The 16,413-nt window shown below is 73.0% G+C and carries 12 protein-coding genes; 5 read left to right on the top strand and 7 right to left on the bottom strand.

Translation table 11 applies throughout. The features are described 5' to 3' along the window. Positions 1–2: 2 nt before the first annotated feature. Positions 3–1,706, bottom strand: a complete 1,704-nt coding sequence (locus tag NHH00_RS03430; protein ID WP_253050165.1) for an NAD+ synthase — start codon at positions 1,704–1,706, stop codon at positions 3–5. Between the two features lie 117 nt (positions 1,707–1,823). Here NHH00_RS03430 and glnA (NHH00_RS03425) point away from each other — a divergent pair, with 117 nt between their 5' ends. Both glnA (NHH00_RS03425) and NHH00_RS03420 read left to right on the top strand, forming a co-directional pair. Further along, complete coding sequence (gene glnA / locus NHH00_RS03425; protein ID WP_253050163.1) at positions 1,824–3,161, top strand: type I glutamate--ammonia ligase; 1,338 nt, start codon at positions 1,824–1,826, stop codon at positions 3,159–3,161. Then, complete coding sequence (locus NHH00_RS03420; RefSeq protein ID WP_253050161.1) at positions 3,158–6,301, top strand: bifunctional [glutamine synthetase] adenylyltransferase/[glutamine synthetase]-adenylyl-L-tyrosine phosphorylase; 3,144 nt, start codon at positions 3,158–3,160, stop codon at positions 6,299–6,301. The genes glnA (NHH00_RS03425) and NHH00_RS03420 overlap by 4 nt, the downstream gene beginning before the upstream one ends. Positions 6,302–6,362: 61 nt before the next feature. Here the strand turns inward: NHH00_RS03420 and NHH00_RS03415 are convergent, their stop codons facing one another. Further along, entirely contained in the window at positions 6,363–7,004 is a 642-nt protein-coding gene (locus tag NHH00_RS03415) for an NADPH-dependent F420 reductase (RefSeq protein WP_253050159.1), read from the bottom strand. Positions 7,005–7,092: 88 nt separating this feature from the next. Here NHH00_RS03415 and NHH00_RS03410 point away from each other — a divergent pair, with 88 nt between their 5' ends. Next, positions 7,093–8,688 carry an SLC13 family permease gene (locus NHH00_RS03410; protein ID WP_253050157.1) on the top strand — a complete coding sequence of 532 codons (1,596 nt, stop codon included), beginning with the start codon at positions 7,093–7,095 and terminating at the stop codon, positions 8,686–8,688. Positions 8,689–8,812: 124 nt separating this feature from the next. Beyond that, positions 8,813–10,519: a flavin-containing monooxygenase gene (locus tag NHH00_RS03405; protein ID WP_253050155.1), complete on the top strand. Its 1,707-nt coding sequence runs from the start codon at positions 8,813–8,815 to the stop codon at positions 10,517–10,519. Positions 10,520–10,583: 64 nt separating this feature from the next. Here NHH00_RS03405 and NHH00_RS03400 read toward each other — a convergent pair whose 3' ends face one another. The 3 genes from NHH00_RS03400 to glnA (NHH00_RS03390) all read right to left on the bottom strand — a co-directional run bounded on the left by NHH00_RS03400 (position 10,584) and on the right by glnA (NHH00_RS03390) (position 13,725). Beyond that, positions 10,584–11,495, bottom strand: a complete 912-nt coding sequence (locus NHH00_RS03400) for a glycoside hydrolase family 19 protein (RefSeq protein ID WP_253050153.1) — start codon at positions 11,493–11,495, stop codon at positions 10,584–10,586. A 198-nt stretch (positions 11,496–11,693) separates the two neighbouring features. Continuing rightward, complete coding sequence (locus tag NHH00_RS03395) at positions 11,694–12,080, bottom strand: hypothetical protein (protein WP_253050151.1); 387 nt, start codon at positions 12,078–12,080, stop codon at positions 11,694–11,696. A gap of 220 nt (positions 12,081–12,300) precedes the next feature. Beyond that, positions 12,301–13,725: a type I glutamate--ammonia ligase gene (glnA, locus tag NHH00_RS03390; RefSeq protein WP_253050149.1), complete on the bottom strand. Its 1,425-nt coding sequence runs from the start codon at positions 13,723–13,725 to the stop codon at positions 12,301–12,303. A 261-nt stretch (positions 13,726–13,986) separates the two neighbouring features. Here glnA (NHH00_RS03390) and NHH00_RS03385 point away from each other — a divergent pair, with 261 nt between their 5' ends. Beyond that, positions 13,987–14,463 (top strand): RDD family protein, encoded by a 477-nt coding sequence (locus NHH00_RS03385; RefSeq protein WP_253050147.1) that lies wholly within the window; start codon positions 13,987–13,989, stop codon positions 14,461–14,463. A 127-nt stretch (positions 14,464–14,590) separates the two neighbouring features. Here the strand turns inward: NHH00_RS03385 and NHH00_RS03380 are convergent, their stop codons facing one another. Then, positions 14,591–15,334: a DUF4191 domain-containing protein gene (locus NHH00_RS03380; RefSeq protein WP_047233940.1), complete on the bottom strand. Its 744-nt coding sequence runs from the start codon at positions 15,332–15,334 to the stop codon at positions 14,591–14,593. Between the two features lie 10 nt (positions 15,335–15,344). Next, entirely contained in the window at positions 15,345–16,355 is a 1,011-nt protein-coding gene (lipA, locus tag NHH00_RS03375) for a lipoyl synthase (protein WP_253050145.1), read from the bottom strand. Positions 16,356–16,413 lie beyond the last annotated feature (58 nt).

The raw sequence follows: 16,413 nt of genomic DNA, 5'->3' as shown, positions 1-16,413 counted from the left end.
CGTCAGTCGAGCGGCTCGCGCCAGCGGTTGGTGATGGGCAGGCGACGGTCGCGGCCGAACGCGAGGGCGGTGACCTTGGGGCCCGGCGGGTACTGGCGCCGCTTCCACTCGGCGCGGTCGACGAGCGTGACGACCTTGTCGACGACCTCGGGGTCGAACCCGCGCGCGAGCAGCTCGGCGCGGCCCTCGGCGTGCTCGATGTAGGCGTCGAGCACCTCGTCGAGCAGGTCGTACGGCGGGAGCGAGTCCTGGTCGGTCTGGCCGGGGCGGAGCTCCGCCGACGGGGGCTTGGTGATGGACGACTCGGGGATCGGCGGGATCTCGCCCCGGTCGACCGCCTCGTTGTTGCGCCAGCGCGCGAGCTGCCAGACGCGCGACTTGTCGACGTCCTTGAGGGGCGCGTAGCCGCCGATGCTGCCCGCGTCGTAGATCGTCGCGTAGCCCGTCGCGAGCTCGGACTTGTTGCCCGGTGCGATGACGAGGTGGCCCTCGCGGTTGGAGATCGCCATGAGGATCACCCCGCGCACGCGCGCCTGGAGGTTCTCCTCGGCGACGCCGTCGAGCGCGAGCTCGCCCTGGAACGCCTCGACCATCGGCGCGATGGGCTGGACGCGGTAGTCGGCGCCGAGGCGCTTGGCGAGGTCCGCGGCGTCGTCCTTGCTGTGGTCGGACGAGTACCGCGACGGCATGGAGACGCCGACGACGTTCTGGCCGCCGATCGCGTCGGCGGCGATCGCCGCGGTGAGGGCGGAGTCGATCCCGCCCGAGACGCCGAGGACGACCGAGCGGAAGCCGTTCTTGCGGACGTAGCCCGCCAGCCCGGTGACGCACGCCCGGTAGACCTCTTCGTCGGGGTGCAGCTCGGGGGCGCGCGGCCCGCGGGGGGCGCCGTCGGCCGGCAGGTCCCACACGAGCAGGTCCTCGACGAACTGCGGCGAGGTCGCGACGACCGTTCCCGCGGCGTCGGTGACGAACGAGCCGCCGTCGAACACGAGGTCGTCCTGGCCGCCCACGAGGTTGACGTACGCGACCGGGGCGCTCACCTCGCGCGCGCGCCGCGCCGCCAGGTCGGTGCGGACGTGCCCCTTGCCCTCCTCGTACGGCGAGCCGTTGAGCACGAGCAGCAGGTCGAGCCCGTTCCCCGCCTCGTCGAGCGTCGCCATCTCGGCGACCGGGCCGCCGTCCTGCCAGATGTCCTCGCAGATCGCGATGCCGACGCGGCGTCCCTCGACCTCGACGACCGTCGTCGTCTCGCCCGGCGCGAAGATCCGGAACTCGTCGAAGACGCCGTAGTTGGGCAGGTGGTGCTTGTCGTACGCGGCCTGCACGACGCCGTCGCGCAGCACGACCGCGCGGTTCGTCGGGAGGTCCGCGGGCGAGCCCGAGGCCTCGCGCTCCGCCGCGCCCGCACCGCGCGGCGCCCCGGAGGTCCCCACGGTGCCGAGCACCACGGTGATCCCGCCGAGCCCGTCCGCGGCGAGCCGGGCCGCGATGTCCGCGGCGGCGTCCCACGCCGCCCGGCGGAACGACGCGCGCAGGGCGAGATCCTCGATCGGGTAGCCGGTGAGGGTCATCTCCGGGAACGCGACGAGCCGCGCGCCCGCCGTCGCGGCCTCCCGGGTGCGCGCGAGGACGAGGGCGGCGTTGCCGTCGAGGTCCCCCACGCACGTGTCGACCTGTGCCAGCGCGACGCGCAGATCAGCCATGCCGCCAGCCTAGACGAGCCCGGGCGCGCGGCCCGTCCGCGGGGTCGTGCGACGGCGCGACGTCCGCCACACGTGCGTGTCACCCGTTCGTCACACGGATCAGGCAGGATGTACCGCATGGACAGGCAGCAGGAGTTCGTGCTCCGCACGGTCGAGGAGCGCGACATCCGCTTCATCCGGCTCTGGTTCACCGACGTGCTGGGCATGCTCAAGTCGGTGGCGATCGCGCCGGCGGAGCTCGAGTCGGCGTTCGCCGAGGGCATCGGGTTCGACGGCAGCTCGATCGAGGGCCTGACGCGCGTGTACGAGGCCGACATGATCGCCAAGCCGGACCCGACGACGTTCCAGGTGCTCCCGTGGCGCGGCGAGCGGCACGGCACCGCGCGCATGTTCTGCGACATCCTCACGCCGGACGGCGAGCCGTCCCTCGCGGACAGCCGGAACGTGCTCAAGCGCGCCCTCGCCAAGGCGAGCGACAAGGGGTTCACGTTCTACACGCACCCCGAGGTCGAGTTCTACCTGTTCAACCAGCCCGCCGACGCCGAGCACGGCCTCGTGCCCGTCGACCAGGGCGGGTACTTCGACCACCTCGCGCGGGGATCGACGCACGACTTCCGCCGCGCCGCGATCACGATGCTCGAGTCCATGGGCATCTCGGTCGAGTTCTCCCACCACGAGGCGGGGCCCGGCCAGAACGAGATCGACCTGCGCTACGCCGACGCCCTCACCACGGCGGACAACCTCATGACGTTCCGGACGGTCGTCAAGGAGGTCGCGCTCGAGCAGGGCGTGTTCGCGTCGTTCATGCCCAAGCCGATGGCCGAGCACCCCGGCTCCGGCATGCACACGCACCTGTCGCTCTTCGAGGGCGACCGCAACGCGTTCCACGAGCCCGGCGCCCAGTTCGAGCTGTCCAAGACGGCGCGCCAGTTCATCGCGGGGCTCCTGGTCCACGCGGCGGAGATCACCGCGATCACCAACCAGTACGTGAACTCGTACAAGCGCCTGTGGGGCGGAGCCGAGGCGCCGAGCTACGTGTGCTGGGGCCACAACAACCGCTCCGCGCTCGTGCGCGTGCCGATGTACAAGCCCGGCAAGGGCAACTCGAGCCGCGTCGAGTACCGTGCGCTCGACTCGGCCACCAACCCGTACCTCGCGTTCGCCGTCATGCTCGCCGCCGGTCTCAAGGGCATCGAGGAGGGCTACGAGCTGCCCGAGGAGACCGAGGACGACGTCTGGGAGCTCACCGACGCCGAGCGTCGTGCCCTGGGCATCAAGCCGCTCCCGCAGTCCCTCGACGAGGCCATCGCGGTCATGGAGAGGTCAGAGCTCGTGGCGGAGACGCTGGGCGAGCACGTCTTCGACTTCGTGCTGCGCAACAAGCGTCAGGAGTGGGACGGCTACCGCGCGCAGGTCACGCCGTTCGAGCTGAAGCGGTTCCTCCAGGTCCTGTGAGCGCGACGACGTCGGGCCGGTCCGGCGGTTCCCGCCGGCCGTCGCTCACGGGGCGCCTCGCGCGCATCGGCTTCGCCGACATCTCGCGCTCGGCGGGCCTGCTCGCGGACCCGGACCTCGCGCTCCTGCTCGACGGCGGACGACCGCCGGGAGCGGACGGGGAGACGGAGGAGCCGGCGTCCGCGGTGGACGACGAGCTGCTCGCCGCCTTCGGCGGGGCAGCCGACCCGGACCTCGCGCTCCTGCAGGTCGTGCGGCTGGCCGGCGCGCTGCGGCCCGACGTCGAGGAGCGCTCGCCGCTCGCGGACCTCGCCCGGCGCACCCTGCGGCCCGGCGAGGCACGTGACCGCCTGCTCGCGGTGCTCGGCGCCTCGGTCGCGCTCGGCGACGACGTCGTGCGTCGTCCCGCGCTGCTCGAGATCCTCGCGGACCCGACCCCCGGGACCGGGGTGGACGCGCGAGACGTGCGGGCCGAGCTCCTGCGCGCGGCGGGCGCCGACCCGGACGCGGCGGTGCCCGTCGCCGACCAGCCCGGACCGGAGCGGGTGGACGCGCTGCGCCGCGCCTACCGCGAGCGGATCCTGCGCATCGCCGCCACCGACCTCACCGTGCCCGACCCGCTCACGCGCATGCCCGCCGTCGGGGCGGCGCTCGCGGACCTGGCCGCGGCGGCGCTCGAGGGCGCGCTCGCGATCGCCCGCGCGGAGCTCGACGACCACGGTGCGGGCGTGCGGCTCGCGGTCATCGGCATGGGCAAGTGCGGGGCGCGCGAGCTCAACTACATCTCCGACGTGGACGTCGTCTACGTCGTCGAGCCCGCCGAGGGGCACGACGAGGCGTACGCGACGACGGTGGGGGCCCGGCTCGCGACGAGTCTCGCGCGCGTGTGCTGGGGCACCTCGGGGGAGCCCGCCCTGTGGCAGGTCGATGCCGCGCTGCGTCCCGAGGGCAAGCAGGGCCCGCTCGTGCGCACGCTCGCGAGCCACGTCGCGTACTACGAGCGGTGGGCCAAGACCTGGGAGTTCCAGGCGCTGCTCAAGGCGCGCACGGTCGCAGGGGACCGGGACCTGGGGCGCGCGTACGAGGAGGCGATCGCGCCGTTCGTGTGGTCGGCGGCGGGTCGGGAGAACTTCGTCGAGGACTCGCAGGCGATGCGCCGGCGCGTCGAGGACCACGTGCCCGCGGCCGAGGCCGACCGTCAGCTCAAGCTCGGCAAGGGCGGGCTGCGCGACGTCGAGTTCACCGTCCAGCTCCTGCAGCTCGTGCACGGGCGGTCGGACGAGTCGATCCGCAGCCGGGGCACGCTCACGGCGCTCGCCGAGCTCGCCGCCGCCGGGTACGTCGGCCGCGAGCACGCGGCCCGGCTCGGGGTCTGCTACCGGTTCCTGCGCTCGCTCGAGCACCGCATCCAGCTCTACCGGCTCCGGCGCACCCACCTCGTGCCGACCGCCGAGGACGAGCTGCGCCGTCTCGCGCGGTCGCTCGGGATGCGCGCCGAGGGCGCCGAGGGCCTCACCGAGCGCTGGCGCGCGACGCGCCGCGAGGTGCGGGGCCTGCACGAGGAGATCTTCTACCGCCCGCTCCTGCCCGCCGTCGCGCAGCTCTCCCCGGACGAGGTGAGCCTCGCCCCGGAGGCGGCGAAGGCGCGCTTCGCGGCGATCGGCTACCGCGACCCCGCGGGCGCGATGCGCCACGTCACGGCGCTCACCGAGGGCGTGAGCCGACGCGCGGCGATCCAGCGACAGCTCCTGCCCGTCATGCTCGGCTGGTTCGCCGAGGGCGCGGACCCCGACGCGGGCCTGCTCGCGTTCCGCACGCTCTCCGAGACGCTCGGCGCGACCCACTGGTACCTCAAGCTGCTGCGCGACTCCGGCTCCGCGGCGCAGCGGCTCGCGCACCTGCTCTCGAACTCGCGCTACATGGCCGACGCGCTCGCCCGGTCGCCCGAGTCCGTCCGGTGGCTCGCGGACGACGCCGACCTCGCGCCGCGCGGCATCCAGCGGCTCACGGCCGAGACCGACGCGATCCTCACGCGCGCCGACGAGGTCGAGCCCGCGACGGTGAGCCTGCGCGCGGTGCGCCGGCGTGAGCTCGCGCGGACCGGCGCCGCCGAGCTGCTGGGAGTCGTCGACGCGGTCGACGCGGCCCGGAGCATCTCCGACGCCGCGGACGTCGTGCTCGCGGGCGCGCTCCGGATCGCCGAGTTCGTCGCGCGCGGCGAGCTCGGGTACGATGCCCAGGACCCCGGGTCCGCCCCGGCTCGCCTGCTCGTCGTCGCGATGGGACGCCTCGGCGGGCGCGAGATGGGCTACGGCTCCGACGCCGACGTGATGTTCGTGCACGACCCGCGGCCCGGCGTCCAGAGCAGCGACGCCCAGGCGTACGCGCTCGCCGTCGCGACGCGGCTGCGCCAGCTCCTGTCCGCCGTCGGCCCGGAGCCCGCGCTCCCGGTCGACGCCGACCTGCGGCCCGAGGGGCGCAACGGCCCCCTCGTGCGTTCGCTCGCGTCGTACGCCGAGTACTACGAGCGGTGGTCGAGCGTCTGGGAGGCGCAGGCGCTGCTGCGTGCGCGCCCGGTCGCGGGCGACCTCGACGGGCTCGGCGCGGAGCTCACCCACGTCGTCGACGGCCGCCGCTACCCGCAGGGCGGGCTCGACGTCGCGGAGGTGCGCGAGGTGCGGCGCATCAAGGCGCGCGTCGAGTCCGAGCGGCTCCCGCGAGGCGTCGAGGCCTCGCGCCACCTCAAGCTCGGCCGCGGGGGAGTGTCGGACGTCGAGTGGACCGTCCAGCTCCTCCAGCTCCAGCACGCCCACGACGTGGCCGGGCTGCGCACCACGTCGACCGTCGACGCGCTCGAGGCCGCCGTGACGGCCGGGCTCGTCGAGGCGGACGACGCCGCGGTCCTCGGCGAGGCCTGGCACCTCGCGTCCCGGCTGCGCAGCGCGCTCGTGCTGTGGTCGGGCCGGACGACCGGCACGACCGTGGACGTGCTGCCGCACGACCGGTTCGCGCTCACCGGGCTCGCGCGCGTGCTCGACCTGCCGGACGTCGACACGGGCGCGGAGCTCGAGGAGCACTTCCTGCGCACCGCGCGGCGCGCCCGGACCGTCATGGAGCGCGTCTTCTACGGCGAGGACTGAGCCCGACGCCGCGCGACGGACGAGCTCGGCCCGGGCTGCCCGTCGCGCGCGTCGCGCGCGGTCAGATCGTGCGGGGAGCGCGGGCGAGGTTCTCGCGCAGCTCGTCGGCGTCCTGGCGCGCGACGTAGGCCGGCCGGTCCCGCTCCACCCGCCACGACTCCGCGAGCGGGCTCGTGTCGACGGTGTCGAAGCCGAGCTCGTCGTAGAAGCTCGCGACCCAGTCCGCCGCCTCCGGGAAGTTGCTCGCGGTCGCCAGGGCGCGGCGTCCCGGCGTGCCCGCGGGGGTCCCGTCGGTCGTGATGTCCGTCGACCGGATGTGGTTGAACGCCTTGGCCACCTTGGACCCCGCCAGGTGCTCCTGGAGCAGGCCCGACGACGTGGCCTCGCCGCGGTCGAGCGCCTCGACGTGGCCGTCGCGCTCCCAGTAGTAGTTGTTCGCGTCGAGCACGATCTTCCCGTCGAGCGGCTCGACCGGGACCTTGCGGTACGCCCCGAAGGGCACCGCCACGACGGCGACGTCCGCGGCCCGCGCGGCGTCCTCCGCCGTCGCCGACCGCGCCCGCGGGCCGAGCTCGGCGACGAGGTCGTCGAGGGTCCGGGGGTCCCGCGAGTTCGCGATGACCACGTCGTAGCCGTGGGCGATCGCCGCCCGGGCGACCTGAGAGCCGATGTTGCCTGCGCCGATGATCCCGAGAGTCGTCATGGTCATCGACAACGCACCGGCGCGCCCGCTATTCCGGTGACCACCCGGACGGGGTCGTGTGGCATCCTTCCGTCCCAGGGGGGTGCCCATGATCGATCCGCTGGTCGCGACGTTCGTGATCCTCGCGTTGGCGGTCGTCGGCTTCATGACGAACCGGCTCCCGCTCGTGGTCGTCGCGCTCTTCGTGCCCGTCGCGCTCTGGGCGACGGGGGTGCTTCCGCTCGACGCCGCGCTGGGTGGCTTCAGCGACCCGATCGTCCTGTTCATCGCGACCCTGTTCGTGCTCAGCGACGCGCTGGACTCCACGGGGATCACCGCGTGGATCGGACAGTGGCTCGAGCGGCGCGCCTCGCTGGGGCGGGCCGGGCTGCTCGCGCTGATGGTGGGCGTCGCGGCGCTCCTCGCGGCGGTCATCAGCATCAACGGCGCCGTCGCGGCGCTGCTCCCGGTCGCGGTCGTGGCCGCAGCCCGGGCCGGCATCGTCCCCTCGCGCATGCTCGTCCCGCTCGCGTTCGCCGCGGGCGCCGGATCGCTCCTGACGCTGACCGGCACGCCCGTGAACATCATCGTGTCCGAGGCGGCGGCCGAGGCGGGCGGTCAGGAGTTCGGCTACTTCGAGTTCGCGCTGGTGGGGATCCCGCTCGTGCTCGCCACGGCCGTGCTCGTCGTGACGCTCGGCGACCGGCTGCTGCCGGAGCGTGTCCCCGAGCACCTCGCGGACACGGCCACCGACCCGCGCGAGCGGGTGCGCTCGTGGCGCGAGAGCTACCCCGCGGACCTGGACACGGGTCGCCTGTTCACGGGCGGCACAGGGGTCGTCGAGGTGCTCATCGCGCCCCGCTCCACGCTCGTGGGGCGCCGGGTGAGCCCCGGCATGACGACGCGGGACGAGGGCCTCGTCGTGCTCGCCATCCGCCGCGGTGACGGCAGCACCACGGGCCCCGAGTCCGAGGCCCCCTCGGGTCCGATGATCCTCCAGCCCGGCGACGCCGTGCTCGTGCGCGGGCCGTGGGACGCGCTCCACCGGTACACCCAGTCGCCCGACGTCATCGCCGTCGACTCCCCGCGCAGCCTGCAGCGCGGCGTCCCGCTCGGACGCGGCTGGCGGCGCTGCCTCGGGGTGCTGGTCGCGACGATCGTGCTGCTCGCGACCGGGGTCGTGCCGCCGGTCATCGTGGGCCTGCTCGCGGCGGGCGCCCTCGTGCTCCTGCGGGTCGTCACCGTGCCGCAGTCGTTCCGCGCGATCTCGTGGGACACCGTCGTGCTCATCGCGGCCCTCATCCCGCTGTCCGCGGCGTTCGTCTCCTCGGGCGCGGCCGACGCGATCGCGGACGTCGTGCTCCGGCTCACCGGCGGCGGCTCCCCGCACCTCGCGCTGCTCGTCGTATGCGTGCTCACCCTCGTGCTCGGCCAGTTCATCTCGAACGTCGCGACGGTCCTCGTGATGGCGCCGGTCGCGGTGTCGTTCGCGCAGACGCTCGGGGTGAGCGTGCAGCCGTTCATGATGGCGCTCACGGTCGCGGGCGCCGCCGCGTTCCTGACCCCGATCGCCACGCCGGTCAACCTCATGGTCCTGCAGCCGGGCGGCTACCGGTTCGGCGACTACTGGCGCCTGGGCCTGCCCCTCGCGGTCGTGTTCCTCGCCGCCGCGGTCCTCTACGTGCCGCTCGTCTGGCCGTTCTGACGCGCTTCACGGCACCGCCGGCGTGCCGTGGCGGGAAGCCGCCGCGCGTGGGACGGTATACCGCGTCGCGCGGGGCCGTCCGCCCCTGCGGCGTCCGGACGGACCTGAGACAGGGGAGCGGTGCATGGACGATGTGGCGAGCGGCGGCGGGACGTACGACGCGGTCGTGATCGGGGCGGGTTTCTCGGGGCTGGCGATGCTCCACCATCTCCGGGAGGTCGGGCTCTCCGTCCTCGTGGTCGACGCCGCCGCGGGAGTCGGCGGGACGTGGTGGGCCAACCGCTACCCGGGCGTGCGCACCGACTCGGAGTACCTCGCGTACGCCTTCTCGTTCTCCCGCGAGGTGCGCGACGAGTGGGACTGGAGCGAGCGCTACCCGCGCGGCGAGGAGATCCGCGCCTACCTGGAGTTCGTCGCCGACCGGCTCGACCTGCGGCGCGACATCCGGCTGAGCACGGCCGTCGAGCGGGCGGAGCACTCGGACGCCACGAACCTGTGGACGCTCACCCTCGCCGACGGGTCGACGCTGCGGGCCACCTATCTCGTGTCGGCGACCGGGTTGCTCTCCCGCCCCGTGTACCCCGACCTCCCCGGGCTGGACACCTTCGCCGGGCCTGCGTACCACTCGGCGAGGTGGCCGCACGAGGGGGTGGACCTGTCCGGCAAGCGCGTCGGGCTGATCGGCGTCGGCGCGTCCGGGATCCAGATGCTCCCGGAGCTCGCCGCGCAGGCGGCCCACGTCACGGTCTTCCAGCGCACCCCGAACTACGTCCTGGAGACGACGAGCCCCGCGGTGACCGCCGACGAGCTCGCCGCGCTGCGGGCGGACTACGACGCCGTCTTCGAGCGCGCGGCCCAGCACCCGTTCGGCGTGCCGATGGAGATCCCGACGCGGTCGGCGCTCGAGGTGGACGACGACGAGCGCCGCCGGGTGTTCGAGTCACGGTGGGAGGCCGGGGGCTTCCGGTTCGCCAACGAGTGCTTCACGGACCTGGTCTCCAGCCCCGAGGCGAGCGCGCTCGCGTCCGACTTCCTCCGCGGCAAGATCCGCGAGATCGTCACCGACCCCCGGACCGCCGAGGCGCTCAGCCCCTCCACCTACACGTTCATGGGCAAGCGCCCGCCCACCGGGCACGGCTACTACGCCGCGTACAACCGGGAGAACGTCGAGCTCGTCGACGTCCTCGCGAACCCGATCGCGCGAGTCACGCCGCGCGGCGTCGTCGTCGCCTCCGAGGACGGGACGGAGGAGGCCGAGCACGACCTCGACGTGCTCGTGCTCGCGACGGGCTTCGACGCCATGACCGGGGCGCTCACCGCGTTCGACGTCGTCGGTCGCGAGGGCGTCACGCTGCGCGAGCGGTGGGAGCGCGACGGCCTGCGGACGTACCTGGGGATCTCCGTCCACGGGTTCCCCAACCTCTTCCTGTCGCTCGGGCCGCAGACGCCGCTGTCCAACCTCACCGTGCCGGTCCAGCGCGGCGCGCAGTGGCTCCAGCGCGCGCTGGCCTACGCGCGGGAGAACGGCGTCGCGCAGCTCGAGGCGACGCGCGAGGCCGAGGAGTGGTGGTACGAGGAGACCGAGCGCGCGGCCCGGGCCACGGTCATGTACGAGGAGGGCAAGAAGGCCGGCGCCTGGTTCGTCGGCGGCAACGTCCCCGGCAAGCGCGCGGAGATGGCGGTGTACCTGGGCGGGGGACCGGCCTACCAGGACGCGTGCGCGCGGGCCGCGGCCGAGCAGTACGCCGGGTTCCGCCCGGGCTCCGGGCTGCCGACGGTCCACGTGCCCGCGACCGCCGCGGAGACCGCCGCAGTCCCTGCCGCAGGCTGACAGGCGGGTGCGGTGCGCCCCCTGCGCGCACCGCACCCGCCTCGCTGCCCGCGGGACGAACCGGTCAGCAGTACAGGCCCGAGCCCGGGGCCACGCCCAGGACCTCGGTGATGCGCACGTACCGGTCCACCCGGGACTGCACGGACGCCGGGTTGCCGCCGTTGCACTCGAGCGCACCGTTGAGCGAGTTGATCGTCTGGCCGAACCCGGCACCCGAGACCATCGCCTGGTGCGACGTCATCACCCCGGGGCCGTTCTGCGTGTTCCAGTACCAGAGCGCCGTCTGCCAGGCGACGGACGGGTCCTCCTCGACGAGCCACGGGTCGTTCAGCAGGTCGATCCCGAGCGCGTCGCCCGCGGCCTTGTAGTTGAAGTTCCAGCTGAACATGATCGGCCCGCGGCCGTAGTACGCCGTCTGGCCGGCGGGGCAGCCGAACGGCTGCTCGTCGTCGCACTTGATCCAGTAGTTGGCCTCGTTGATCTCCTTCACGTACCGCAGCCCGACCGACTCGAAGTCCGCGTGCGTGAGGAACGCGGCGACCTCGCGCGTCCGCGTCTCGGGCGTGCCCGTGCTCGCGAACGCGGGGTAGGCGCCCAGCGCGTCGACGAACCCGTCGTACGTGTAGAACGGGTGCCGGTTCGGGAAGATCGCGTCGAACTCCGCGCGGCTCACGACGAAGTCGTCCCCACCCCCGACGCACCGGCCGGCATCCACCCAGACGCTCGTCGACCCCGGCGTCTCGCGCTGCGTCCACCAGCGAGCCGTCCAGTTCCGCCCGTGGTGCGACGCCGTCTGGCCGCCCGAGTACGCCGTCGTGGCCGACCACGTCGCGGCGCACGTGGCGGCGCTCGCGGACGGGTCGGCGGTCGCGGGCGCCGCGGACGCGCTCGCCGGAGCGGCGAGCGACGCCACCACGACGGTCGACACCAGCGCGGACGCGACGGCCGTGAGGGCGCGCCGGAAGCGTGTGCTCATGAATCCCCCTGCTCTGTGGGCGGCATCGTTACCGCCGCTCACAAACCTAGCGCGCGCGGGGCACCACGACAAGCAAGACGTCCGGGACACCCGCGCCCGGCGGTCGAGCCCACGGCGGCGGGGAGGAGCGCCGGCGCACGCGGGGCCGTGCCGAGATCGGGGTGCCCGCGGCGCGCCGCCGGCGAGCGAGAGCACGGCCTACCGGTGGGCGTGCGTCCCGTAGAACGCCCGGATGCGCTGCTGGGTGGTCGGGTCGAGGCGTCGTCGTCGGCTGGGCGCGCCGACGTCGTGGGCGGCGAGCCACCTTCTGAGGGCGGTGGGGTGTACATCGACGATCTCGGCGAACTCCTCGACCGTGGGCCATGAGGGCTGTGGTGTCCGCACGCGAGGGCCCATCGCGGCGTGGTGCAGGTCCTGTCCCCACGCCATCGCCTCGGCCGGCGTCGTGAAACCGCCGATCCGTCCCGGGGTGGGGTACGGCTTCTCCAGGCACCACTCGTCCCCGCGGGGCACGATGCGGTACTGCCCCTCGCGCGCGCTCGCCTGATAGCTGCCGTCCTCCGACCGTCCCCAGTCCAGCCTCATGAGTACCAGTCTCGGCGGTAAGCGCTCTCTGGCAAGGCGAGCGCCAGAATTCACCCTCGCGGCACCGACCTCGTCCACGACCATCCCTGCGCCGACCGGTGGCAGGAGACGACAGAGTCCGCACGAGCCGCCGCCGGTAGGGTGCTGGCGGCTCGTGCGGACTCTGCGGACCAGAGCATCGTCCCGCTCGCGTCGACGCAGGTCAGACGCAGAGAACTGGTCAGATGTCGTAGTAGAGCTCGAACTCGTGGGGGTGCGGGCGCAGGCGGATCGGGTCGATCTCGTTGGTGCGCTTGTAGTCGATCCACGTCTGGATGAGGTCCGGCGTGAAGACGCCACCCTCCGTGAGGTACTCCTGGTCGGCCTCGAGCGCGTCGAGCGCCTCGCCGAGGGACGCGGGGACCTGCTGGATCTGCGCGTGCTCCTCGGGCGGCAGCTCGTAGAGGTCCTTGTCGATCGGCTCCGGCGGCTCGATGCGGTTCTTGATGCCGTCGATGCCGGCGAGGAGCTGCGCGGCGAACGCGAGGTACGGGTTGGCCGACGGGTCCGGCACGCGGAACTCGACGCGCTTGGCGGCGGCGGAGGAGCCGGTCACCGGGATGCGGATGCACGCCGAGCGGTTGCGGGCCGAGTAGACCAGGTTGACCGGGGCCTCGTAACCGGGGACCAGGCGGTGGTAGGAGTTCACCGACGGGTTGGTGAACGCGAGCAGCGACGGGGCGTGCTTGAGCAGGCCGCCGATGTACCAGCGCGCGATGTCGGAGAGACCGCCGTAGCCCTTCTCGTCGAAGAACAGCGGCTTGCCGTCCTTCCAGAGGGACTGGTGGGAGTGCATGCCCGAGCCGTTGTCGCCGAAGATCGGCTTCGGCATGAACGTGACGGACTTGCCGGCCTCGAACGCCTCGTTGCGGATGACGTACTTGAACTTCATCAGGTCGTCGGCCGCGTGCAGCAGCGTGTTGAAGCGGTAGTTGATCTCCTGCTGGCCCGCGGTGCCCACCTCGTGGTGCGCGCGCTCGACCTCGAGGCCGACCTGCTCCAGCGTGGCGCACATGTCGTCGCGCAGGTCCGCGAAGCGGTCGGACGGGGAGACGGGGAAGTAGCCGCCCTTGTAGCGCGTCTTGTACGCGAGGTTGCCACCCTCCTCCTCACGGCCCGTGTTCCACGCCGCCTCGATGGAGTCGAGGTAGTAGAAGCTGGAGTGTTGGTTCGTCGCGAACCGCGCCTCGTCGAAGAGGTAGAACTCGGCCTCGGGCGCGAAGAACGCGGTGTCGGCGATGCCGGTGGAGCGCAGGTACGCCTCGGCCTTGGCCGCGATGTTGCGGGGGTCGCGCGAGTACGGCTCGCCCGTGAACGGGTCGACGATGGAGAAGTTCACGACGAGCGTCTTGCGCTTGCGGAACGGGTCCACGAACGCGGTCTTGACGTCCGGCACGAGCTTCATGTCCGACTCGTGGATCGCCTGGAAGCCGCGGATCGACGACCCGTCGAACATCAGGCCGTCCTCGAACGCCTTCTCGTCGAACTGCGAGACGGGGATGTTGAAGTGCTGCATGATGCCGGGCAGGTCGCAGAACCGGACGTCGACGAACTCGACGCCCTCGTTCCGCGTGAAGGCGATTGCCTCCTCCGCGTTGTTGAACATCCGTTGCTCCTTGATCGGGTGGTGCCGTCGGGCTGCGCGGCGAACCTGCCGCTGACGTGGCGCCCACGAACCTAGGCCGAGGCGGTTTCCCCGCCGTGTACCCATTGTTTCCGTCGTGTTACGTCCCGCGTCCCCGTGTGACGTTCGTGCTACACGAGGGCACGCGGCAGCCGCCGGCGGGCGGTGTGCCGTTCGGCACGATACCGCCGTGGGTGCCCGAACCGTCGAGGTCGTCCACCGACCGGCACGTACCCTGGTCCCGTGGTTTCACGCGAGGACATGGGTTCGTGGCTCGAGGGCACCCCGGGCGGTCAGCAGGGCGGTCGCGGCGCGCGGCTCGGTCTCCCGCCGGACGGACCGGGTTCGCTCGCGACCCTGGGACGGCGCGTCGTCGCGCTCGTCATCGACTGGGTGCTCGCGACGCTCGTCGCGTTCCTCTTCTTCCGGCCTGCCGTGCCGGGCTTCTTCGAGGGCATCTCCGCGCTGCCGGTGTGGTCGCAGCCGCTGGTCTTCGCGATCGAGAACGTCCTGCTCGTGAGCACGCTGGGGTTCACGGTCGGGCACCGCGTGATGGGCATGCGGGTCCGCCGTCTCGCCGAGCCCGCCCGCATGGTCGGCATCGGCCGCGGGGCGCTGCGCACCGTGCTCCTGTGCCTCGTCATCCCCGCGGTCGTGTGGGACGCCGACGGGCGCGGTCTCCACGACCGCGCTGCGGGCACCGTCCTGGTCCGCACCTGACGGCGGCTCCGACCCGCGTCCCGCTCAGCGGGTCGCCCGGGCCGGAAGCTCACCCGGCACGACGACGCCCGGCCGGTGAGGAGCGAGCCTCGCCCGGCCGGGCGTCGTCGTGCAGGAGGAGTGCGTGTCAGCGCCCCTTGAGGCCCTTGCGGTCGGGGCGGGCGCGCGTCGGGTCGATCCCCTTGGGGATCGGCAGGCGCGAGACCCCGAGGGCGCGCAGACGCTTGGACACCTCGGCCGTCTCCGGCTTGGTGAGCGACGGCTTGAGCTTCTGGACGGCGCGCGGGAGCTTGGGAAGGGCGACCTGGCCCTCCTCGTCTCCGACCTGGATCGTCGTGATCGGCACGTTCGGCAGCACGCGCGCGACGCGCTTGCGCTCGGCGTCGAGCTGACGCTTCGCGCGGTGCGCCGGGCCCTCGCTCACCAGCACGACGCCGGCCCGGCCGACGCCGCGGAACACGAGGTCCTGCGTGCGCGGGTCGATCGCGACGGGCTCCTCGTCGAACGTCCAGCCGCGGCGGATCGTCCCGAGCGCGGCGCGCGCCGCGCCGGGCTGGCCCTCGATCTGCTGGTACGCGGCGCGCTCGGCGCGACGCGTGAGGACGAACATCGCGCCCAGCGCGGCGAACGGGATGCCGACGATGAGGGTGTAGACCCACTGGCCCCACCACAGGCCGATGCCGAGCGCGACGGCGAGGATGCCGACGAACACGCCGAGCATGACCCACGTGACCGCGGGGTCCTGCTTGCGCGTCATCTGGTACGCGGCCCAGACCTGGTGGTACCAGCGCTGCTTCTTGGGCTTCTTCTGCTTCGCGACCTGCTCGCCGGCGGCGGGCGCGCCGGTGCTGTCCGAGTTCTTGCGGGCCATGCCGGTCAGTCTAGTGGGGCGAACGGGCCAGCAGGCTCGCGGCCTCCTGGCGGGACGTCGTCGGCTCGGCGAGGTGCGCGAGAGCCGCCGGGATCTCCATGCCGCGGCGTGTCATGGCCTGGCCCCACAGGCGTCCCGCGCGGTAGGACGACCGTACGAGCGGGCCGGACATGACGCCGAGGAAGCCGATCTCCTCCGCGGCGTCGGACAGCTCGACGAACTCCTCGGGCTTGACCCACCGGTCCACCGGGTGGTGGCGCAGCGACGGGCGCAGGTACTGCGTGATCGTCACGAGGTCGCAGCCTGCGTCGTGCAGGTCCTGCAGCGCCTCCTTGGCCTCCGCGATCGTCTCGCCCATGCCGAGGATGATGTTCGACTTGGTCACCAGCCCGGCCTCGCGCGCCCGCGTGAGGACCGACAGCGAGCGCTCGTAGCGGAAGCCCGGGCGGATCTGCTTGAAGATGCGGGGCACGGTCTCGAGGTTGTGCGCGAGCACCTCGGGCCGGGAGCCGTTCACCTCGTCGAGCAGCTCGGGGATCGCGTTGAAGTCGGGGATGAGCAGCTCGACGCCCGTGCCGGGGTTGAGCGCGTGGATCTGGCGGACGGTCTCCGCGTAGAGCCAGGCGCCGCCGTCGGGCAGGTCGTCGCGTGCGACGCCCGTGATCGTCGAGTAGCGCAGGCCCATCGCCTGGACGGACTCCGCGACGCGGCGCGGCTCGTCCGCGTCGAAGTCGGCCGGCTTGCCCGTGTCGATCTGGCAGAAGTCGCACCGGCGCGTGCACTGGTCGCCGCCGATGAGGAACGTCGCCTCGCGGTCCTCCCAGCACTCGAAGATGTTGGGACAGCCCGCCTCCTCGCAGACCGTGTGCAGGCCCTCGCGCTTCACGAGGCCCTTGAGCTCGGAGTACTCAGGACCCATCGTCGCGCGGGTCTTGATCCACTCGGGCTTCTTCTCGATCGGCGTCGCGGCGTTGCGGGCCTCGACCCGCAGCATGCGCCGTCCTTCAGGTGCGATCGTCACGGGTGTCTCCCGGTCGTCGTGGCGAGTGAGCGCCGACGTCGCGCCGAGCAGGCAGTGG

Origin of the sequence: Cellulosimicrobium cellulans, assembly GCF_024124905.1 — a bacterium.
Taxonomy (GTDB): domain Bacteria; phylum Actinomycetota; class Actinomycetes; order Actinomycetales; family Cellulomonadaceae; genus Cellulosimicrobium; species Cellulosimicrobium cellulans_G.
The sequence above is the reverse complement of the archived record's forward strand: the minus strand, read 5'-3'. Positions and strand labels throughout refer to the sequence as shown.